The organism is Nocardiopsis synnemataformans, from assembly GCF_965343085.1.
GTDB classification, from domain to species: domain Bacteria; phylum Actinomycetota; class Actinomycetes; order Streptosporangiales; family Streptosporangiaceae; genus Nocardiopsis; species Nocardiopsis alborubida.
The window spans coordinates 12,678-32,854 of sequence record NZ_CBDRFA010000057.1; the positions used below are offsets into that span (position 1 = coordinate 12,678).

The following is a 20,177-nucleotide window of genomic DNA, read 5'->3' on the forward strand; positions in this document are numbered from 1 at the left end:
GTCAGTCGCTTTCTCCCGTGTGATCGTCGGCGCTCGCACCGACCTGACCGTCACTGCTGTGTTCACGCCCGTCGGCGTCGGCCCCGATGTCCGCGGCCCGGCCGCGCCGGGTCCCGGTGCTGAAGGCGTCCATCATCCGCCGTGCCTGTTCGGGGGTGCGCCGGGAGGAGCCCGGGGGGTCGGACTCCTCCCACTCCTGAGGGTCCGCGGCTCTGAGCTGGGGGGCGAGGCTGGCCTGCCGTCTGCGTCGGGGAAGTCCGGGGCGGTCGGGTCCGGCGCCGACCCGGCCGGACCCGGGCTCGGTCCCCGGGGCAGCGTCCGCGGATTCGGGGTCGGGGGCGGGCGACGGCACCCGGCGCAGCAGGGGCGTGCTCCGGGCCGGGCGTGCGCCGCCGTCGTCGCGGGGGACCGGGCGCAGGAGGGGCCGGTTCCGGTGGGGGGCGTCCTGCACCGTGAGCAGGTCGCTGTGCTGCCCCGACGGCTCCGTCTGCGCCGAGTGGGCGCCCTGGCGGATGGCCGCGCGGGGCCGTTCCGGCGCGCTGGAGGAGGCGACCAGGGCGCCGGGAACGAGCACCACGGCCCGGGTGCCGCCGTAGGGCGAGTGCCGCAGCTGCACCCGGATGTCGTGCTTGGCGGCGAGGCGGGCGACGACGAACAGGCCCAGGCGCGAGTCCCCGCCGGAGGTCATGACGTCGAACTCGGGTGCCTCGCTGAGGGTGCGGTTGGAGCTGGTCAGGACCTCCTCGGTCATGCCCAGGCCCCGGTCCTCGATCTCCACGGCCACGCCCTTGGGCACGGACTCGGTGGCGATGGTGACCTGGGTGTGCGGCGGCGAGTAGGCGGTGGCGTTCTCGACCAGCTCGGCGAGCATGTGGATGACGTCGGCCACGGCGGCGCCGGACAGCGACAGGTCGGGTACGGAGGTCAGCCGGACCCTGGTGTACTCCTCGGTCTCGGAGATGGCGCCGCGCAGGATGTCCACGAGCGGGACGGGGTGACGCCAGCGGCGGCCGGGCTGGGCTCCGCCCAGGATGATGAGGTTCTCGGCGTGGCGGCGGCCCCGGGTGGCCAGGTGGTCGAGCTGGAAGAGGCTCTCCAGCAGGTCGGGGTCCTCCTCCTCGCGCTCGACCCGGTCCAGCAGCTGGAGCTGGCGCTGGAGGAGGGACTGGTGGCGGTGGGCGATGCCGAGGAAGACCCGGTTGACGCCCGCGCGGATGTCGGCCTGCTTGACGGCTGCGGCGACGGCGGTGCGCTGGGCGATGTTGAAGGCGTCGGCGACCTGTCCGACCTCGTCGTCGCCGTGGTCGAGCTGTTTCATCTCGGTGTCGAGGTCCACGTGCTCTCCCGACTCCAGGCGGCGCACGATGCGGGGCAGGTCGCTGCGCGCGCTGCCCAGGGTGTCGGCACGCAGCTGGGCGAGCCGGTAGGTGAGGCGTCCGGCGGAGCGGGCGGCCACGCCGTAGGCGAGGGTGCCCGCGAACAGGGAGGCGATACTGCCGCCCACGGCGAGGGTGAGCATCCAGGAACTGGCCTGCTCGGTGGCGGTGACGACGGCGCCGGCGCGCGCGGCGGTGATGTCGGCCAGTTCGGTGTTGACCTGGTCGGCGGCCTCGCGCCAGCCGCCGAGCCCCTCGGGCGGCGCGGGTTCGCGGACCTGCTCGCCGGTGAGGGCGTCCACGGTGACCGGGGCCTGGTACGTGGCGAGGGTGTCGGCGATGGCCAGGGCGTCCTGCCAGGTGCGGCTCCCGGCGAGGGCGGTCAGGGCGGGGGAGTCGCCGTCGTCGGCGGCGGGGCCGGGAGGGGCCATGTCGACGCGGTGGCGGGCGTCGGTGGTGAGCGCGGCGACCTGTGCCTGTTGGAAGCGGTCGAGGGAGTCCTCGGCGAGCACGGCTCCGATGAGGGCGTCGGCGTGGCTGAAGCTCTCCTGTGCCCACATCAGGTCGGTGACGGCGGCGGCCTCGGCGGTGGCGGGACCGTTGTCGAGGGAGCGGGCGGTGCCGGCGTAGAGGCGGATGCCCTGCCCGATCGCGGTGGTGTAGACGGTGAGGGCGTCCTCGGGCGGGCCGGGCTCGGCCAGGCTCTGGGTGCGCAGCTCCGCGACCTCGGTCAGGGAGGCGAAGAAGTCCTCGGTGAGGGGCGCGGTCGCCGGGTCGTCCTGGTCGCCGATGGTGCCGCGCAGGTCGTGGACGGGGACGAGCGCCTCGTCGGTGCGCGAGACCGCCTCGGCCAGGGCGGCACGGCCGTCCTCGGCGGGGTCGGCGAGGTACTCGGCGCTCAGGCGGCGCTCCTCCTGGAGGAGGGTGAGCGCGTCGGCGAGCCGGATCCCGGCGCGGCCGTCGCCGACCGAGGAGCGCAGCGACACCGCCTGGACGAGCATGGCCGTGCTGAGGACGACGAACAGCGCCAGGAAGGTGATGCTGGGGATCAGTACGATCCTGTTGATCTGAGCCCTGATGGCGCTGCGGCCGGTGCCTCCCGTGTTCCCCATTGCGTTCCTCCCACGGACTGGTCGCGGGCGCCTGTCGGACGTGGTCGCACCGCACGACGCGCGGATGCGCCGGAAGTGCCGTGCACCGAGGAGTCGTCACGGTTCGCACAGGGCAGACCACGCCTGGTGCCCGCAGACTCAGGACGCTACCGCACTCTCACCGCGGGTGCCGGGCGAATTCCAAAATGGATGTGACGTGGGCGCGGGTGCCGCGAACGCGGTCGCGGAAGAGGGCTCCGCGAACGTGTACGGGCGCGCTGACCCCGGTGGGGATCAGCGCGCCCGTACACGGACTCTCGCGGGGATCAGGCGGTGAAGGCCTTGCGGTGCTCCTCGACGTCCGAGCGCAGCTTCTCCAGCTGCTCGGCCACGCGCACGGGGGCGGTACCACCCCTGCCCGAGCGCGAGGCCAGGGAACCGGCCACGGTGAGGACCTCGCGCACCGCCGGGGTCAGGTGCTCCGAGACGGCGGCGAGGTCGTCGTCGCCGAGGTCGGGCAGGTCGATGCCGCGCTCCTCGCACACGCGCACGCAGGTGCCCGCGATCTCGTGCGCCTCCCGGAAGGGCACGCGCTCGCGCACCAGCCACTCGGCGATGTCGGTGGCCAGGGAGAAGCCCTGCGGGGCGAGTTCGGCCATCCGGTCGGTGTGGAAGGTGAGGGTGGCGACCATGCCTGTCATCGCGGGCAGCAGCAGGTGGAGGGTGTCCACCGCGTCGAAGACCGGCTCCTTGTCCTCCTGGAGGTCCCGGTTGTAGGCCAGCGGGAGCCCCTTGAGGGTGGTGAGCAGCCCGGTGAGGTCTCCGACGAGGCGCCCGGCCTTGCCGCGGGCGAGTTCGGCGACGTCGGGGTTCTTCTTCTGCGGCATGATCGAGGAACCGGTGGAGAAGGCGTCGTCGAGCGTGACGAAGGAGAACTCCTTCGTCGCCCACAGGATGACCTCCTCCGAGAGCCGGGACAGGTCCACGCCGATCATGGCGGTGACGAAGGCGAACTCGGCGACGACGTCGCGGGCGGCGGTGCCGTCGATGGAGTTGTCCACCGAGTCGGGGAAGCCCAGCTCGGCGGCGACCGCGCGGGGGTCCAGTCCGAGGGAGGACCCGGCCAACGCGCCGGAGCCGTAGGGGGACACCGCGGCGCGGCGGTCCCAGTCGCGCAGCCGCTCGACGTCGCGCACCAACGGCCAGGCGTGCGCCATGAGCTGGTGGGCGAGCAGCACGGGCTGGGCGTGCTGGAGGTGGGTGCGGCCGGGCATGGCGGCGTCCGGGTGGGCCGCGGCCTGGTCGGCCAGGGCCCGCACCAGGTCCAGGAGCTGGTCGGCGATCTGCCGGGCCTCCTCGCGCAGGTACATGCGCACGAGGGTGGCGATCTGGTCGTTGCGGGAGCGCCCGGCGCGCAGCCGTCCGCCCAGTTCGGCGCCGACCCGCTCGATGAAGCCGCGCTCCAGGGCGGTGTGCACGTCCTCGTCCTCCAGGACGGGGGTGAACGCCCCGGAGGCCACGTCGGCCTCCAGCAGGTCCAGGCCCTCGATCATGCGGTCCAGCTCGTCACCGGTGAGCAGGCCCGCGCGGTGCAGGGCGCGGGCGTGGGCGCGCGATCCGGCGATGTCGTGGCGGGCCAGGCGCCAGTCGAAGTGGGTGCTCAGCGACAGGCGTGCCAGGGCCTGGTCGGGGCCGCCCTCGAAGCGGCCTCCCCACAGGCGCAGCGCCTCGGGCTGGTCGGCCATGGTGGTCTCTCCTTGACGTGTGGTGCGGCGGAACGGGGCCGGGGCCCCGCGTCCGCGCGGGTGCTACGTGTGCGGGCGCCGGTCGCGCGGCCCGGCGGGGTGCCCGGGACGTCCTCGTACGAGGTTACGGTCTGCGGTCGGCCAGTCGCAGGAGGGCGGCGGCCAGGTCCTCGCCGCCCTGGGGGGCGCGGGAGATGACCAGGATGGTGTCGTCCCCCGCGATGGTGCCCAGGATGGCGTGGAAGTCGGTGTGGTCGATGGCCGAGGCCAGGTACTGGGCCGCTCCGGGCGGGGTGCGGACGATGACCATGTTGGCGGAGGCCTCGGCCGAGACCAGCAGGTCCTCGGCGAGCCGGGTCAGGCGCGCGCCGGAGACCTGTTCCAGGTCCAGGCTGTCGGGGCGGGTGCGCTGGAGGCGTTCTCCCCCCTCCCCCGGCAGCACGTAGACCAGGTGGCCGTCGGCGGTGCGGAGCTTGACGGCGCCCAGCTCGTCCAGGTCCCGGGAGAGGGTGGCCTGGGTGACCTGGACGCCCGCCTCGGCCAGGCGCCTGGCCAGCTCGCCCTGGGACCTGACGTCCTCACGGGTGAGGACGTCGGTGATCCGGGCGTGTCTGGCCGCCTTGGTCATCGGCGCCGTGCCGCCGTTCTCCGCCGTCATGGCCGGACGGCTCCGGGGTTGTCGCTGGCCTCCAGCAGGAAGGCGAGCAGGGCCTTCTGGGCGTGGCGGCGGTTCTCGGCCTCGTCCCAGACCACGCTCTGCGGCCCGTCGATGACCTCGGCGGAGATCTCCTTGCCGCGGTAGGCGGGCAGGCAGTGCAGGACGAGCGCCTCGGGATGGGCGGTGGCGAGCAGGTCGGCGTCGATCGCGTAGGGGCGGAAGGGCGCCTCGCGGTCGGCGGCCTCGTCCTCCTGGCCCATGGAAACCCAGGTGTCGGTGGCCAGGACGTCGGCTCCCCGGGCGGCCTCGCGGGCGTCGGCGGTGACCGTGACCGACCCGCCGGTGGTGGCGGCGATCTCGGCGGCGCGCGCGACCACGCCGGGGTCGGGCTGGTGCCCCTCGGGGGCGCCGACGCGCACGTGGAGTCCGGCGGTGGCGCCGCCGAGCAGGTAGGAGTGGGCCATGTTGTTGGCGCCGTCGCCCAGGTAGGCGAGGGTGAGCCCGGCCAGGGCGCCCTTGTGCTCGCGGACGGTCTGGAGGTCGGCCAGGATCTGGCAGGGGTGGAACTCGTCGGTGAGGGAGTTGACCACCGGGACGGAGATGTGGGCGGCCAGGGTCTCCAGGTCGCGCTGGGCGAAGGTGCGCCACACGACGGCGGCGACCTGGCGCTCCAGGACGCGGGCGGTGTCCTCCAGGGGTTCGCCGCGTCCCATCTGGGTGCTGGTGGTGTCCAGGACCAGGGCGCTGCCGCCCAGGTCGGCGACGCCGACGGCGAAGGACAGCCGGGTCCGGGTGGAGGGCTTGTCGAAGATCAGGGCGACGGTGCGCGGACCGGCGAGCGGCCGGTGGCCGAAGCGGTCCTTCTTCATGTCGTCGGCGAGGTCGAGGACCCGGGCCTGTTCGTCCGGGGCCAGGTCGTCGTCGCGCAGGAAGTGGCGGGTCACGGCTACTGCTGCTCCTTCGTCGCTGCGGCCTCGGCTGCGTCCAGGACGGTGGGCAGCGCCTCGATGAACAGGCCGATCTGTTCGGGTGTGATGACCAGGGGCGGGGCGATCCGGATCGCGCCGGGGGCCACGGCGTTGACGAGGAAGCCGCGGACGGCCGCCTGTTCCTGCACGTGGGCGGCGTGTGGTGCGGTGAGCTCCAGGGCCCGCCACAGTCCGCTGCCGCGCTGTCCGGCCAGCAGGGGATGGTCGATGGCGTCGATCTGCTCGGCGAGCAGGTCGCCCATGACGGCGGTGTGGGCGAGCAGGTTCTCGCTCTCGATGGTGTCGAGGACGGCGAGGGCCGCCGCGCAGGCCACGGGGTTGCCGCCGAAGGTGGAGCCGTGGTCGCCCTTGTCGAAGGCGTCGGCGTAGCGGCCGAACCCGACGCAGGCACCGATGGGCAGGCCGCCGCCCAGGCCCTTGGCGAGGGTGAGCACGTCGGGGCGCACGTCCTCCTCCTGGTGGGCGAACCAGCGGCCGGTGCGGCCGATGCCGCTCTGGATCTCGTCGAGGACGAAGGCGGCGCCGGTGTCGTCGCAGATCCGCCGGACCCCGGCGAGGTAGCCCTCGGGGGCGGGGACGACCCCGGCCTCGCCCTGGGTGGGTTCGGTGAACACCGCGACGCAGTGCTCGTCGACGGCCTCGGCGAGGGCGTCCAGGTCGCCGTGGGGGACGAAGCGCACGTCCATGCCGAAGGGCCCGAAGGGCTCGCGGATGGCCTCCTTGCCGGTGAGGGCGAGGGCGCCGGAGGTGCGGCCGTGGAAGCCGTGGGCGGCGGCGACGAAGTAGTGGCGGCCGGGTCCGGCGGCACGCTTGACCAACTTGAGCGCGGCCTCGTTGGCCTCGGTGCCGGAGTTGGTGAAGAAGACCTTGGCGTCGCCGCCGACCAGGCCGATCAGGCGCTCGGCGAGTTGGACCTCGCGTTCGTGGACGAACAGGTTGCTGGTGTGGGCGAGCGTGGCCGCCTGGTGGGCGACCGCCTTGACCAGGGCGGGGTGTCCGTGTCCGAGGCTGGAGACGGCGATCCCGGCGATGAGGTCGAGGTACTGGCGGCCGTCGGCGTCGTAGACCTCGCAGCCGCGCCCGAGGGTGAGGGCCACGGGCGGGACGCCGTAGGTGGGCATGAGCGAGGCCGCGAAGCGCTCGCGCAGGTGGGAACCGCTGGTCACTGTGCGCCTCCTGCGTTGGTGACGATGGTGTGGGTGTTGCGCCAGGGGCGCGAGGTGTGGCCGTTGCCCGCGAGCAGGGCGGCTTCCAGTTCCTCGTCGGCGACCATGGTGCCCACGCCCTGGTCGGTGAAGACCTCCAGGAGCAGGGAGTGGGGCACGCGACCGTCGATGATGTGGGCCTGGGGGACGCCGCCCTCCACGGCGTGCAGGCAGGCCTCCATCTTGGGGAGCATCCCCGAGGACAGGGAGGGCAACAGGGCGCGCAGCTCGTCGACGTCCAGGCGACTGATCAGCTCGGTGTTGCGGGGGTAGTCGGAGAACAGCCCCTCGACGTCGGTGAGCATGATGAGCTTGCTGGCGCCCAGGGCGACCGCGAGGGCGGAGGCGGCGGTGTCGGCGTTGACGTTGTAGACGCCGCCGTCGTCGGCGCGGGCGACGCTGGAGACCACGGGGATGCGGCCGTCGTCCAGGAGCGCGGCGACGGCTCCGGGGTCGACCCCGGTGATCTCGCCGACGCGGCCGATGTCGACGGTCTCGCCGTCCACCTCGACGGTCTTGCGCACGGCGGACAGGAGGTTGGCGTCCTCGCCGGACATGCCGACGGCGAAGGGGCCGTGCTGGTTGACCAGGCCGACGATCTCGCGGTTGACCTGCCCGGTGAGGACCATACGGACGATGTCCATGGCCTCGTCGGTGGTCACGCGCAGCCCGGCGGTGAAGGTGGACTCCACGCCGGAGCGCTTGAGCTGGGCGCTGATCTGGGGGCCGCCGCCGTGCACGACGACGGGTCGCAGGCCCGCGTAGCGCAGGAAGACGATGGACTCGGCGAAGCGGACCCGCAGCTCCTCGCTGATCATGGCGTTGCCGCCGTACTTGACCACGACGGTGCGGCCGTGGAAGCGAGAGAGCCAGGGCAGCGCCTCGATGAGGTGGGCCGCCTTGTCCAAGGCGTGGGCCCTGGCCGGATCGTCGGTGGTGTGGGGTGAGCGCGCGATCATGAGTTCTGGGCCCGGTCGTGGTCGGTGGCGGGGGTGTCGGCGCGCAGCTGGGTGGCCAGCTCGGCCAGCACCTCGGTGAGCAGTGCGGCGAGGTCGTCCTCGTGGGGGGACGTGCCGCTGGCTCCGCTGGCCATGAGCAGCACGGTGTCGTTGGTGGCGGTCAGCGGGTCGAGGGACGCCGCGACGGCGTCGGCGAGCAGGCGCTGGCACTGGTCGGCGGTGACGTCGGCGTCGGTGGTGAGCACGCACAGCGCGGTGGACAGGGAGGCGTCCGGGCCCTTGGCCATGGCGCCGACGGTGTAGCCGCCGCCGCGCCGGAAGGCGATCTTGGCGACGGTGTCGGTGGTGCGGATGGCGTCGGCGGCGTCCAGTCCGCCGCCGCGCGAGGCCTGGCCCAGGGCGGCGGTGACGCCCCGGAGCAGGGCGCCCGGGTCGGTGCGCCCGCCCATGGGACCGGCGGAGCAGAGCACGACCTCGGCGGCGGAGTCGTCGAGGAGGTCCGCGGTGTGCTCGGCCGCGGCGTGGACGTCCTGGAAGCCCGCGTCGGCCCCGCCGGAGTCGATGACGGCGGCGCGCACGCGCTCGCCGAAGAGGACCTGCTGGGACCACAGGACGGGGGCGGCCCGGTCCTCGGCGGCGGTGAAGACGGCTCCGGCGGCCCGGGAGGGGCCGTCGTTGACGACCACGGCGACGTCCCGGGCGCCGCCGCCCCTGAGCCCGGCGGCGACTCCGGCGGCGCGGAAGCCCCGGGGCGCGGTGACGCTCACGGGGCGACCGCCGCGAGCGGAAGGCCGGTGTCCTCGGGCAGGCCGAGGGCGAGGTTGGTGCTCTGGACGGCGCCGCCCGCGGTGCCCTTGGTGAGGTTGTCCAGGGCGGCGACGGCGACCATGCGGCCCGCGTCGGGGTCGACGGTGACCTGCACGAGGGTGGTGTTGGCGGCCAGCGTCATGGCGGTGCTGGGCCAGGTGCCCTCGGGAAGCAGGTGGACGAAGGGCTCGTCGGCGTAGGCGGTCTGGTAGGCGGCGCGGACCTGCTCGGCGGTGACGCCCTCCTTCAGGGGCGCGGTGCAGGTGGCCAGGATGCCGCGGGGCAGCGGGGCCAGGACCGGGGTGAAGGAGAGCCTGACCGGCTCACCGGTGACCGAGGTGAGGTTCTGGACGATCTCGGGGTTGTGCCGGTGGGTGCCGCCGACCCCGTAGGGGCTGAGGGCGCCCATGACCTCGCTGCCGACGAGGTTGGGCTTGGGCGCCTTGCCCGCGCCGGAGGTGCCGGTGACGGCGACGACGGTCAGGTCGGGCTCGACGAGCTGTTCGGCCAGTCCCGGGAAGAGGGCCAGCGTGGCGACGGTGACGTGGCAGCCGGGGACGGCGACGCGGCGGGCCCCGGTGAGTCGCTCGCGCTGTCCGGGGAGTTCGGGAAGACCATAGGGCCAGGTCCCGGCGTGCGGGGTGCCGTAGAAGCGTTCCCATGCGGCGGCGTCGTTGAGGCGGAAGTCGGCGCCGCAGTCGACCACGAGGGTGTCGTCGCCGAGCTGCTGGGCGATGTCGGCGGACTGGCCGTGCGGGAGGGCCAGGTAGACGACGTCGTGGCCGCGTAGCTCCTCGACGGTGGTGGGCGCCAGGATCCGGTCGGCCAGCGGCAGCAGGTGCGGCTGGTGCTGGATGAGGGGGGTCCCCGCGTTGCCTCCGGCGGTGACCGCGCCGATCGAGATCTCGGGGTGTCCCAGGAGCAGGCGCAGCAGCTCGCCTCCCGCGTAGCCGCTGGCTCCGGCGATGGCCGCTGTGTGTCCCATGGTGGTGCCCCCTGATCAGTTCGACTGAACTATCATGCACTCACGTGTAAATTTATGCAACCAGATTCAACGAAGACCCCGCCCAGTGTGGGCGGGGTCTCGTCACGGACCTGGGCGGTTACTCGGTGGCCTTGGGGTGGCGTGGACTGGCGTAGTCGATCCACACCGTCCGGCGCTCCTCGTCGACCAGGTACCAGATCCTGCCGCCGCTGGTGACCTCGATCTGCCAGCGAGGGCAGTAGCGACCTCGGACCAATCCCAGTGCGAGCTCATCGGACAGAGGGCTGTGCCGAGAGGTCCACGTCCGGGGAATCGGATCATGCCGCATCAGGTACCAGGCACGCGTAGCGTTCCCTGGAGTTTGCCCACACAGCTCTTCCCAGCCTTTGGCGGCCTTGTTGTCGAGGAACCGCACCGCCCACTCGCCGTTCCAGGCAGGGGGTCCGGCCAGATCTCCACGCTTTGGACTCACTCCGCCACCCCTGGTGGAGGTGACACCGGACCGAAGTCCTCCTCCTCGGGGCTGCGCTTTCGCGTCAGAGCCTCCAGCACCTCAGGATCAGCGTAGACCTCAGCCGTGTTACGCCATGTGATGACGAACTGGTGCACGGCGGGAGCGGGATCATCGAAGTCCTCCGTGGCGCGGAGTACGTCCGCGAACTCGTGAAGGAAGTTCTCCTTGCTCTCCTCCGGCAGGTAACGAGTCCAGGGAAAGACGTCGGCGGCGACCTCCCGCGCGATGTTCATCCTCTCCTCGTCCCCCAACACGAGGGCACGCAGGAAGCGCGTGGCGGTGTTGACCATCTCGGTGCGCTGCTGGTCCGCCTCGGACTCGCGCAGCACGAGGTCCACGTCGTCCCTCCGACGCAGGCGCAACTCGTGCGCGCGGGACTCGGCGAGCTTGGCCGTAGTCGCCTTGGGTCTGTTGATGAGCTCGGAGAAGGGCACCTCAGGAATCAGGGTCATGACTTTGAATGTACTTCAAATGTCACGCCCTGTCAGGAGAAACCGAAGACCGCCTCAGCGACCCGAGATACGGGTGGCGATCCCGGCCAGACGCGAGGTGTGCGCCCTGTCCTCGGTCCGAGACTCGCGGCGGTCGGCGCTCCGGTACAGCCCGTGGATGACCTGCGTGCCCACCCAGCGCAGGGGTTCGGGCTCCCAGCCGCGGACGCGGTGGCCCACCCACGGCAGGCGGGTCAGGTCGGTCTCGCGGCGCAGGACCAGGTCGCGCAGGGTGCGCCCGGCCAGGTTACTGGCGGCCACGCCGCTGCCCGCGTAGCCGCCCGCCCAGCCCAGACCGGTCTCCGTGTCCAGGTGCACGGTGGGGCGCCAGTCGCGCGGCACCCCCAGCACACCGGACCAGGCGTGCTCGACCGGCACGTCGGCCACGTCGGGGAACATGCGGGTCAGCGCCTGCCACAGCTCGGCGATGGCCTGCGGCTGGGTGGCGCCCTCCCCGTCCCTGGTCCCGTCCTTGGCCCCGTCCCCGCCCCTCTCCCTGGCCTTGGCCTTGGCCCCGTCCTGGGCCGAGCCGAAGCGGTGCGGGACGCCGCGTCCGCCGATCGCGATGCGGCCGTCGGCCGTGCGCTGGGCGTAGACGTGGGAGTGGGCGGTGTCGCCCAGCAGCTCCCGGCCCTCCCAGCCGATCTTCTCCCACAGCTCGGCGGGAAGGGGCTCGGTGACGATCATCGAGGAGTTCACCGGCTGCCAGTCGCGGCGCTGGCCGCGCAGGGTGGAGGTGAAGCCCTCGGTGGCACGCACGACGTGGTCGGCGTAGACGGTGCCGTGCTCGGTGACGACCGCCGGGCGGGCCGTGCCCTGGCGGGGGCGGATCTCCTCCACCGAGGTGCCCTCGAAGAGGGCCACGCCCAGGTCCTCCACCACCCGGGCCAGTCCCGTGACCAGCTTGGCGGGCTGCACGCGGGCGGCGTGCGGCGAGTAGGCGCAGGCGACGGCTCCGGACACCGACAGGCGGGGCTCACGCTCACCGTCCAGCAGGTGGATGTCGTCGGGCCAGTAGCCCCACTCCTGGAGGTACTCGATGTCCTCGGCCAGGCGCTCGCGCTGGGCGGCGTTGGTGGCCACCAGGCGCATGCCGCCGCGGACGATGTCGGCGTCGACGCCCTCGGCCTCGGCGACCGAGGCCACCTCGGTGACGGTGTCCATCATCGCCCGTTGCAGGGCGACCATCGCGGCCTTGCCGTGTGACTGCGCGTAGCGCTCGCGGGAGCCCGCGAACTCCGCCGACAGCCACCCTCCGTTGCGGCCCGAGGCGCCGAACCCGGCGAACTCGCGTTCGACCACCGCCACACGCAGGTCCGGCTGCTCCTTCTTGAGGTAGTAGGCGGTCCACAGGCCCGTGTACCCGGCTCCGACCACGCAGACGTCGTAGTCGGCGGTGCCGGGCAGGGGCGCGCGGCGCTCGGGGAGCCCGATCTCGCGGAACCAGAAGGAGACCCCTCCGTTGGCGAAGCGCGAGGACCGTGGAATCGCTCTCATCTGCGCGGCAGTGGTGAACAGTCCCATGATTCCCCCCGAAAAACTGTGCGCTCACGGTCCACCCCGCGGGACCCACGAACTTCCGCCAACCTACACGGGAACGGCGGCCGGTGGGATGCCTTCCCCGCCTTCGGGTCCGGTGGCGCACCGGGAGGGCGCGGATTCGGCTACCGAGAGTTCCGACCCGAACGCGCCGTCAGCAGCAGGAGCTGTCACGGAGCGTACGCGCGATGGCGGCGAGCTGGCGCACCCCGTCCTCGCCGAGGGGACCCAGGACGTGCTCGCGAAGCCGCTCGACGTGTCTGGTGCGCGCCTGGCCGATGAAGTCCAGGCCCCTGTCGGTGAGGACGGCGTAGACGACGCGGCGGTCGGAGGCGCAGTTCTCCCGCGCCAGGTAGCCCTCGCGCTCCAGGCGGTCCGCGAGCTTGGTGAACCCGCCCGTGCTCAGGCTGACCTCGCGGGCCAGACGGCTCATGGGCAGCCGGTGGCCGGGGGTGCGCTGGAGGCGTATGAGCACCTCGAACCACGGCCCGGCCATGTCCCTTCCGTCGGGGGTGATGCCGCCCAGGAGTTTGGGCTGGATGACGCTCATGGCCTCGTGGACCAGCCCCCAGGCGGTGATGAGGTCGTCGTCGTTCGTCGCGCTGCCAGCGTTGCCCGCACCACCCGCACTACCTACGCTGTCCGCGCCACCCGCACTACTCGCCCTACCCGCGCTGTCCGTGGCCTCGGTCGGCTCTGTGGTCATGTCCGCTCCCTGTCCCTCCCGGGGCGGACACCGGCGCGCATCTCACCCACAAGAAATATCTTCCCAGTAAATTTTACTCGACGCGGGGCGTTTCGCCCAGTGGTTTTGCCCCGAACGCGTCACACCCGGCGCGCGGAGTAGCGCACCGGGCTCGGGAAGGCGGCCGCGGGAACGGACCTCGGGAAGACGGCTGTAGGAACGTGCCTCGGGAACGGGCCGGAGGAAGGCGGCCGCGGGAGGAGGTTTCCTCCACGGGGCCCCGCCGGGGACGCGGCGGGGCCCCGTGGTCAGTGCCGGGCGGCGACCGCGTCCAGCGCGGCCGACAGGGTGGACACCATGTGGTCGATCTGCTCCCAGGTGATGATGAGCGGCGGCGAGACGAGCAGCGCCGTGGGGATCGGCCGTACGATCACACCGCGGGCCCGCGCCTCGGTGAACACCTCCTGGGTGGTGATCCCCCTGCCGCTGAGAGCCTCCTCGGTGAGCTCCACCGCGCCCATGACGCCCAGGCCCGAGCGGACCTCGGCCACCATCGGGTGGTCGGCCAGACCGCGCAGCGCGCCGTCCAGCTGGCGCTCGATCTCCAGCGACACCGTGAACAGGTCCTCGCGCTCCAGGATGTCCAGGTTGGCCATCGCCGCCGCGCACGCCGTCGGGTGCCCGGCGTAGGTGGTCCCGTGCAGGAACGGGTTGCCCTCGCCGTTGTAGAAGGGGTCGGCCACGCGTCCGCTGACCACGACGCCGCCCAGCGGCAGGTACCCGCTGGAGACGCCCTTGGCGAAGACGATCATGTCCGGGTCGACACCGAAGCGCTCGATGCCGAACCAGTTCCCCATCCGGGCGAAACCGCAGATGACGCTGTCGACGACGAACAGCACGCCGTACTTGTGACAGATCCGCGACACCTCGGCGAAGTAGTTGTCCTGCGGCAGGAAGACCCCGCCCGCGCCGACCACCGGCTCGGCGAAGAAGGCCGCGACCCGCTCGGGGCCGACCCTGAGGATCTCGGCCTCCAGGGCCTCGGCCGAGTCGTGGGGCACCACGGAGGTGTCCTCGACCAGCTTGCCGTAGCCGCTGCGGAACCGTTCCATGCCCGAGATGCTCGTGCCGAACCCGTGCAGGCCGTGGTAGCCGCCGGTCCGGCTGATCAGGTGGGTGCGCGCGGGCTGGCCGGTGACCGCCCAGTACCGCCGCGCCAGCTTGGCGGCCGTGTCGATGGACTCCCCTCCCCCGCAGGTCAGGATCACCCGCGGGTCGGCCACCGGGGCGTGCGAGGCCAGGCGCTCGCACAGTTCCACCGCGGGCCCGTTGGCGAAGTCCCCGTAGACCGTGTAGGCGTCCAGGGTGCTGATCTGGCGGTGGACCGCGTCCGCGATCTCGGTGCGGCCGTGGCCGACGTTGCAGTACCAGAGGCTGGCCGTACCGTCCAGGTAGCGGTCACCGGAGCTGTCCCAGAGCCACACGCCCTCGGCGCGGGCCACCATGAACTCCGGGCCCCTGACCACCGTGTTCATATCGCAGAAGGTGTGCCAGAGGCGGCTGGGCTCCCGCTGTTGCGTGGGAGCGAGTGCGGACGAGACAACCGTTTCGGTCATATGGCGACCTCCGAGCCGTGTCATGCGCGAGAGCGCAGTGGAAAACTCAGGTTGATCCAGCCTGCACACGGGCGCCCGTTGGTGGCAGGTGCTTGCAGGCTAAGCGTGCGACCCACCTCACAGCAAGAGCCAAAACGAAGATCCATGCCCCGAAACACAAACTTCATGCCGGCTACCCTTGGGGATCGGCGGCAAAACCCTTGCTGGGCTGGAAAAACACGCCGAAAAACAATCTGGAATCCGGTGTCGCCGACGGAGCTTTCACCGACGCGCGTGGCGTGGCGTGGCGGTGTGCGGCCCCCACACCACACTCGGTGCGCGGACCCGCGTACACACGAGGGCGGGGCCGGTCACCCCCGTACTCGGGAAGTGACCGGCCCCGCCCCGGCCCGAACACGCGCGCCCGGGCCACGCAGGACGGCCCCCTGCCTCAGCCGCGCAGGACGGCCCCCGTGCGCTCGGTCGCCAGGGCGACTGCCGCGTCGCGGGCCGCTCCGGCCTCCTCCGCCGTCAGCGTCCGGTCGGCGGCACGGAAGCGCAGGGCGAAGGCCACCGACTTGCCGCCCGCGCCGACCTGGTCCCCGGTGTAGACGTCGAACAGGCGCACGCTCTCCAGCAGCTCACCGGCGCCCTCGGCCAGCGCGGCGCTGACCTGGCCGACCGGCACCGAGGAGTCCACGACCAGGGCCACGTCCTGCGTGGCCACCGGGTACGTGGAGATCTCCGGCGCGATGACCGGAGTGCGGGCCCGCTCGATCCGGTCGAGCTCGACCTCCACCGCGGCCGTGCGCTCGGGCAGCCCGAACGCCTGGACGGTGCGCGGGTGCAGCTCACCGGCGTGGCCCACCAACAGGCGCTCGCCGTCCACGCGCACGTACAGCGCGGCGCAGCGGCCCGGGTGCCACGGAGCGTGCTGGTCGGCCTCGACCTCCAGCTCGACCCCCGCGACGCGGGCGACGTCGCGCGCGGTCTGGATCGCGTCGGCCCAGCCGGCCTCCCTGCCCGGGCCCCACCATCCGGCGCGTTCGGCGTGGCCGGAGATCACCGCGCCCACCCGGCGCGGCTGGTCCGGCAGGGCGGCCTCGATCCGGGCCAGTTCCTCGGCGCCGGGCCCGCGGTCCACCGCCAGCATGGGCGCGCGCGGGGCGTCGGGCCTGGGCCGGTAGACCAGGCCCGTCTCGTACAGGGCCACGTCGGTGAACCCGCGACCCGCGTTGCGGGCCAGCGCCTTGAACAGGCCCGGCAGCAGCGTGGTGCGCAGCAGCGGCTCGCCCTCGTTGAGCGGGTTGGCCAGGCGCAGGGCACCGCGGCGGTCGTCGTCGGCCGCCAACTGGAGGCCGTCGAGGTCGCGCTCGCCGACGAAGGGGTAGTTCAGCACCTCGTGGAAGCCGGTCTCGGCCAGGGTGCGGCCGACCGCGCGGCGCAGGCGCTGGCTCGCGGTCAGGCCGCGGCCCGAGGCGCGCGGGCGGATCGAGGGGATGTTCTCGTAGCCCTCGAAGCGGATGACCTCCTCGGCGAGGTCGTTGGGGTCGGTGATGTCGGGCCGCCAGCTGGGCGGAACGACCCTCAGCAGGTCCCCGTCGGCCTCCACCTCGCAGCCGACGGCACGCAGCCACCGCCGCGTGGTGCCTTCGGGGTAGTCCACCCCGGCGACGGCGCCCGCGTGGGAGGCCCGCACCATGACCGGCTCGCGCGCGGCGGTGCGGTCCAGGTGGGTGTAGGCGGTCTCGACCGTGGCGCCGCCCAGGTCGGCGAGCAGCTCGACCGCGCGGGTGGCGGCGGCCAGCTGCACGGCCGAGTCCACGCCGCGTTCGAAGCGGCGGGAGGACTCCGAGGACAGCTGGTGGCGCCGCGAGGCGCGGGCGATGTGCATGGCGTCGAAGTGCGCGGCCTCGACCAGCACCTCGGTGCTGGTGAGGGAGATCTCCGTGGTCAGGCCGCCCATGACCCCGGCGATGTTGACCGGGCCGCTGTCGTCGGCGATGACGATGTCGTCGGCGTCCAGGGAGCGCTGGACGTGGTCCAGGGTCTCCAGCTTCTCCCCCGCCTCGGCGGCACGCACCCGCAGGGCCCCCCGCAGCTGGGCGCGGTCCCAGGCGTGCAGCGGCTGGCCGAGTTCGAGCATCACGTAGTTGGTGACGTCGACGGCCAGGGAGATCGGGCGCACGCCGCACTGGTGCAGGCGGCGCTTCATCCACAGCGGGCTGGGCGCGTCGGGGTCGAACCCGGTGGCGCCGCGCAGGACGTAGCGGTCGCACAGGGCGGGGTCGATCTCGGCGGGGTGGCCCTCACCGCCGGACCCGGCGACGGCGACGTCAGCCGGGTCGCGGAAGTCCACCCCGTACAGCGCGGCGGCGTCGCGGGCCACCCCGCGCAGGGACAGCGCGTAGCCGCGGTCGGGCGTGACGGCGATGTCCAGGACGTCCTCACGCAGGCCGAGCGGCCCGATGGCGTCCTCGCCCACCGTGCCGAAGCCCTCGGGCAGGACGACGATGCCGCTGTGGTCCTCCCACAGGCCCAGCTCACTGGCGGAGCAGATCATGCCCGCCGACATCCGGCCGTAGGTCTTGCGGGCGCCGATCCGGAAGCCGCCGGGCAGTTCGGCGCCGGGCAGGCAGACCACGACCAGGTCGCCCTCGGAGAAGTTGCGGGCGCCGCAGACGATCTCCTGCGGCTCACCGGTGCCGTTGGCCCCGCCCACGTCGACCCGGCAGTAGCGGATGGGCTTCTTGAACCCGGTGAGCTCCTCGATCTCCAGCACGCGGCCGTACACGATGGGGCCGGTGATGTCGGAGCCGAGCTCGTCGACGGTCTCGACCTCCAGGCCCGCCAGCGTGAGGCGGCCGGCGAGTTCGCGGGCGGTGGTGCCGACCGGAAGGTCGACGTACTCCCGCAGCCAGCTCAGGGGGACGCGCATCAGTTCTCACTCCCGAACGCCGAGGTGAAGCGGATGTCGCCCTCGACCATGTCGTGCATGTCGCGCACCCCGTGCGCGAACATCAGTGTCCGTTCGATTCCCAGGCCGAAGGCCCAGCCCGTGTAGGCCTCGGGGTCCACGCCCGCGGCGGTGAGCACACGGGGGTTGACCACGCCGCAGCCGCCGATCTCGATCCAGCCCTCGCTGGAGCAGGTGCGGCAGGACGCGTCCGGGTTGCCCACGGAGGCGCCCCGGCACACGAAGCACTCCATGTCGACTTCGGCGGAGGGCTCGGTGAAGGGGAAGTAGGAGGCGCGAAAGCGCGTGCGCAGTCCCTCGCCGAACACGCCCTCGACGTAGGCGTCGATGGCCCCGCGCAGGTGCGCCAGGGTGACGCCACGGTCCACGACCAGGCCCTCCAGCTGGTGGAAGACGGGGCTGTGGGTGGCGTCGAGCTCGTCGGTGCGGAAGGTCTTGCCGGGCGCGACCACGTACACCGGCAGCTCCCGCGAGAGCAGGGCGCGGATCTGCACCGGCGAGGTGTGGGTGCGCATGACCAGGCCGGACTCGCCCCCGTCGGGGCCCTGCACGAAGAAGGTGTCCTGCATGGTGCGGGCGGGGTGGTCGGGCTTGAAGTTGAGGGCGTCGAAGTTGAACCACTCAGCCTCGACCTCGGGACCCTCGGCGATCTCGAAGCCCATGCCGACGAAGATGTCGGCCACGCGCTCGGCGACGGTGGTCAGCGGGTGGCGTGAACCGCGCGGGGCCCGGTCCCAGGGCAGGGTGACGTCGACGCGCTCCTCGATGAGGACACGCTCGTCGCGCTCGGCCTCCAGGACCGCCTGGCGGGCCTTGAGGGCCTGGCCGACGTCGCGGCGGGCGCCGCCCACGCGCTTGCCCGCGTCGGCCTTGGCCGCGGGGGGAAGCGCGCCGATCTCCCGGTTGGCCAGGGCCAGCGGGGAGCGGTCCGAGGCGTGCGCGAGCCGGACCTCCTTGAGTTCGGCGAGGTCGGCGGCGGCCTCGACGGCGGCCAGCGCCTCCTCGCGCATGCGGGCGACCTCGTCGGGGTGCAGGGGGGTCACCTCGACCGGGTCGAAGGAATTGTTCGGTGCAGACATGGTTGGTTGCCTCGCCGCCGACGTCCCCGGCATGGAGGACGGGCGGCAGTCACGGTCCGCGGCGGGGCGGACGAAGCCGACAGGAAGAGCACAGGCGGATTTCGGGCGGGCCCGGCAAAGGACGTGTGTCGCGGAGCCCGGGGCACGCCGTTGCGCCCACCGGGGAGGCTGGAGGGTCTGAGGGCCTCAGACGAACTCGGGTGCCCCGGCGGGCATGGTAAATCGGAACTCCGCGCCGCCGCTGGGGGCGCGTCCGACGGTGATCGTGCCGCCGTGGGCCTCGACGAGGCCCTTGACGATGAACAGACCGAGGCCGGTTCCGCCCCGGCGCTTGCTGCGCCAGAACTGGCGGAAGACGCGCGGAATGGTCTCGGGCGCTATGCCCTGGCCCTCGTCGCGCACCGACACCGCTGTTCCTCCCTCGCAGGGCTCGATCACGACACTGACAGTACCAGCGCCGTGCCGCACCCCGTTTTCCACGAGGTTCGACAGGATCTGCTCGATCTTGTCCGCGTCGAGCCACGTGCGCGGGAGCTCCCCGCGGGTCTCGACCCGGAAGCGCTCCTCCGGTTCCCCCGAGGCGACGCGGCCGGCCACGACCCGGCGCACGGCTTCGGGCAGGTCCACCACCTGGCGGCGCACCTCCAGGCGGCCCGACTCTATGCGGGAGACGTCGAGCAGGTCGTGGATGAGGCGGGTGACACGGTCGGCGTCGGCGTTGACCGTCTCCAGCATGAACAGCTTCTGCTTGTCGGTGAGCCGTTCCCACTTGGCGAGCAGGGTGGAGGTGAAGCCCTTGACGCTGGTCAGGGGTGAGCGCAGTTCGTGGGCGACCTCCGAGACCAGGTCGGCGCGGGAGCGCTCGGCGTGCGCGGAGGCGTCCCGGAGGGTGACGACCAGGCGGATGAGCTCTCCCCCGGGGCGGGCGCGCACGTAGCGCGCGGCGACGAGGACCTCACGGTCGTCGGGCAGCAGGAGGGCGCGCTCGGCCTGGCGGACGCGGTCGCGCGCGCCGCCGTAGGGATCGCTGGCCTGCCACCAGTCGTTGCCGTCGATGCCCAGGAGGGGCAGGACGGCGCGGTAGTCGCGGCCCAGTGCGGACTCGGCGGGGATGCCCAGGACATGGGCGGCCTGGGTGTTGAAGAGCACGACGCGACCGCGGGCGTCGGCCACGACGACGCCGTCGGGCAGGTCGTCCGCGTGCAGCGGGGTGCCGCCCGGCCCCGCGGGCGAGCCGCCGTCGACCTCCCACAGGACCGCGGGGACGTGAGCGGTCCCGCTGCCCGAGTCCTCCGCCGGGTGGTCCACCTGCCGGCCGCTGCCCACGCCTCTCCCCGCTCCCCTTGAAGGTCCACGACCACAGGCTCCTGGGCCGAGGACCGCTGACCGGTCGTGTCCGCAACACCCGTGGACACCACCGCAGGTTGCCTACCCTGCACTTCCACCTGATACGCCTCGCGACCCGGGAACGGGCGTCCGACG

At 72.8% G+C, this 20,177-nt stretch carries 16 protein-coding genes; all 16 read right to left on the minus strand.

Going from position 1 to position 20,177, the window contains the following annotated elements; genetic code table 11:
* Position 1 precedes the first annotated feature (1 nt).
* A complete protein-coding gene (locus tag ACSIH6_RS27210) occupies positions 2-2,488 on the minus strand; it encodes a sensor histidine kinase (RefSeq protein ID WP_435111195.1) in 2,487 nt (828 codons plus the stop codon).
* Positions 2,489-2,793: 305 nt separating this feature from the next.
* The gene (argH, locus tag ACSIH6_RS27215) at positions 2,794-4,212 is read right to left on the minus strand and encodes an argininosuccinate lyase (RefSeq protein ID WP_435111196.1); all 1,419 of its coding nucleotides are present in this window, start codon (positions 4,210-4,212) and stop codon (positions 2,794-2,796) included.
* Positions 4,213-4,336: 124 nt separating this feature from the next.
* Entirely contained in the window at positions 4,337-4,870 is a 534-nt protein-coding gene (locus ACSIH6_RS27220; RefSeq protein ID WP_150254744.1) for an arginine repressor, read from the minus strand.
* Entirely contained in the window at positions 4,867-5,814 is a 948-nt protein-coding gene (gene argF, locus ACSIH6_RS27225; RefSeq protein ID WP_435111197.1) for an ornithine carbamoyltransferase, read from the minus strand. The genes ACSIH6_RS27220 and argF overlap by 4 nt, the downstream gene beginning before the upstream one ends.
* Positions 5,815-5,816: 2 nt before the next feature.
* Entirely contained in the window at positions 5,817-7,025 is a 1,209-nt protein-coding gene (locus ACSIH6_RS27230; RefSeq protein WP_435111198.1) for an acetylornithine transaminase, read from the minus strand.
* Entirely contained in the window at positions 7,022-8,023 is a 1,002-nt protein-coding gene (argB, locus tag ACSIH6_RS27235; RefSeq protein WP_435111199.1) for an acetylglutamate kinase, read from the minus strand. The genes ACSIH6_RS27230 and argB overlap by 4 nt, the downstream gene beginning before the upstream one ends.
* Positions 8,020-8,790 carry a bifunctional ornithine acetyltransferase/N-acetylglutamate synthase gene (locus ACSIH6_RS27240; RefSeq protein ID WP_435111200.1) on the minus strand — a complete coding sequence of 257 codons (771 nt, stop codon included), beginning with the start codon at positions 8,788-8,790 and terminating at the stop codon, positions 8,020-8,022. The genes argB and ACSIH6_RS27240 overlap by 4 nt, the downstream gene beginning before the upstream one ends.
* Positions 8,787-9,815 carry an N-acetyl-gamma-glutamyl-phosphate reductase gene (gene argC / locus ACSIH6_RS27245; protein WP_150254749.1) on the minus strand — a complete coding sequence of 343 codons (1,029 nt, stop codon included), beginning with the start codon at positions 9,813-9,815 and terminating at the stop codon, positions 8,787-8,789. Before argC ends, ACSIH6_RS27240 begins: the two co-directional genes overlap by 4 nt.
* Before the next feature lie 118 nt (positions 9,816-9,933).
* Entirely contained in the window at positions 9,934-10,071 is a 138-nt protein-coding gene (locus ACSIH6_RS27250; RefSeq protein WP_435111201.1) for a hypothetical protein, read from the minus strand.
* 212 nt (positions 10,072-10,283) lie between these two features.
* Positions 10,284-10,781 carry a hypothetical protein gene (locus ACSIH6_RS27255; protein ID WP_435111202.1) on the minus strand — a complete coding sequence of 166 codons (498 nt, stop codon included), beginning with the start codon at positions 10,779-10,781 and terminating at the stop codon, positions 10,284-10,286.
* A 54-nt stretch (positions 10,782-10,835) separates the two neighbouring features.
* The gene (locus tag ACSIH6_RS27260) at positions 10,836-12,317 is read right to left on the minus strand and encodes an NAD(P)/FAD-dependent oxidoreductase (RefSeq protein ID WP_435111203.1); all 1,482 of its coding nucleotides are present in this window, start codon (positions 12,315-12,317) and stop codon (positions 10,836-10,838) included.
* A gap of 196 nt (positions 12,318-12,513) precedes the next feature.
* A complete protein-coding gene (locus tag ACSIH6_RS27265) occupies positions 12,514-12,909 on the minus strand; it encodes a MarR family winged helix-turn-helix transcriptional regulator (RefSeq protein WP_223839617.1) in 396 nt (131 codons plus the stop codon).
* A 443-nt stretch (positions 12,910-13,352) separates the two neighbouring features.
* Positions 13,353-14,579 (minus strand): aminotransferase family protein, encoded by a 1,227-nt coding sequence (locus ACSIH6_RS27270; RefSeq protein WP_435111204.1) that lies wholly within the window; start codon positions 14,577-14,579, stop codon positions 13,353-13,355.
* Between the two features lie 511 nt (positions 14,580-15,090).
* Positions 15,091-17,577, minus strand: coding sequence for a phenylalanine--tRNA ligase subunit beta (gene pheT, locus ACSIH6_RS27275; RefSeq protein WP_435111205.1), 2,487 nt, complete (start codon positions 17,575-17,577; stop codon positions 15,091-15,093).
* Positions 17,577-18,695: a phenylalanine--tRNA ligase subunit alpha gene (gene pheS / locus ACSIH6_RS27280; protein ID WP_435111206.1), complete on the minus strand. Its 1,119-nt coding sequence runs from the start codon at positions 18,693-18,695 to the stop codon at positions 17,577-17,579. Before pheS ends, pheT begins: the two co-directional genes overlap by 1 nt.
* Before the next feature lie 186 nt (positions 18,696-18,881).
* Positions 18,882-20,021 carry a sensor histidine kinase gene (locus ACSIH6_RS27285; RefSeq protein ID WP_435111207.1) on the minus strand — a complete coding sequence of 380 codons (1,140 nt, stop codon included), beginning with the start codon at positions 20,019-20,021 and terminating at the stop codon, positions 18,882-18,884.
* Positions 20,022-20,177: the final 156 nt, after the last annotated feature.

What these genes read in the sequence shown, in the direction of transcription:
- argH (WP_435111196.1), bottom strand. Translation starts at nt 4,212, where the DNA reads ATGGCCGACCAGCCCGAGGCGCTGCGCCTGTGGGGAGGCCGCTTCGAG.
- ACSIH6_RS27265 (WP_223839617.1), bottom strand. Translation starts at nt 12,909, where the DNA reads ATGAGCGTCATCCAGCCCAAACTCCTGGGCGGCATCACCCCCGACGGA.
- pheS (WP_435111206.1), bottom strand. Translation starts at nt 18,695, where the DNA reads ATGTCTGCACCGAACAATTCCTTCGACCCGGTCGAGGTGACCCCCCTG.
- ACSIH6_RS27260 (WP_435111203.1), bottom strand. Translation starts at nt 12,317, where the DNA reads ATGAGAGCGATTCCACGGTCCTCGCGCTTCGCCAACGGAGGGGTCTCC.
- ACSIH6_RS27255 (WP_435111202.1), bottom strand. Translation starts at nt 10,781, where the DNA reads ATGACCCTGATTCCTGAGGTGCCCTTCTCCGAGCTCATCAACAGACCC.
- ACSIH6_RS27220 (WP_150254744.1), bottom strand. Translation starts at nt 4,870, where the DNA reads ATGACGGCGGAGAACGGCGGCACGGCGCCGATGACCAAGGCGGCCAGA.
- argC (WP_150254749.1), bottom strand. Translation starts at nt 9,815, where the DNA reads ATGGGACACACAGCGGCCATCGCCGGAGCCAGCGGCTACGCGGGAGGC.
- ACSIH6_RS27270 (WP_435111204.1), bottom strand. Translation starts at nt 14,579, where the DNA reads ATGAACACGGTGGTCAGGGGCCCGGAGTTCATGGTGGCCCGCGCCGAG.
- pheT (WP_435111205.1), bottom strand. Translation starts at nt 17,577, where the DNA reads ATGCGCGTCCCCCTGAGCTGGCTGCGGGAGTACGTCGACCTTCCGGTC.
- ACSIH6_RS27210 (WP_435111195.1), bottom strand. Translation starts at nt 2,488, where the DNA reads ATGGGGAACACGGGAGGCACCGGCCGCAGCGCCATCAGGGCTCAGATC.
- argB (WP_435111199.1), bottom strand. Translation starts at nt 8,023, where the DNA reads ATGATCGCGCGCTCACCCCACACCACCGACGATCCGGCCAGGGCCCAC.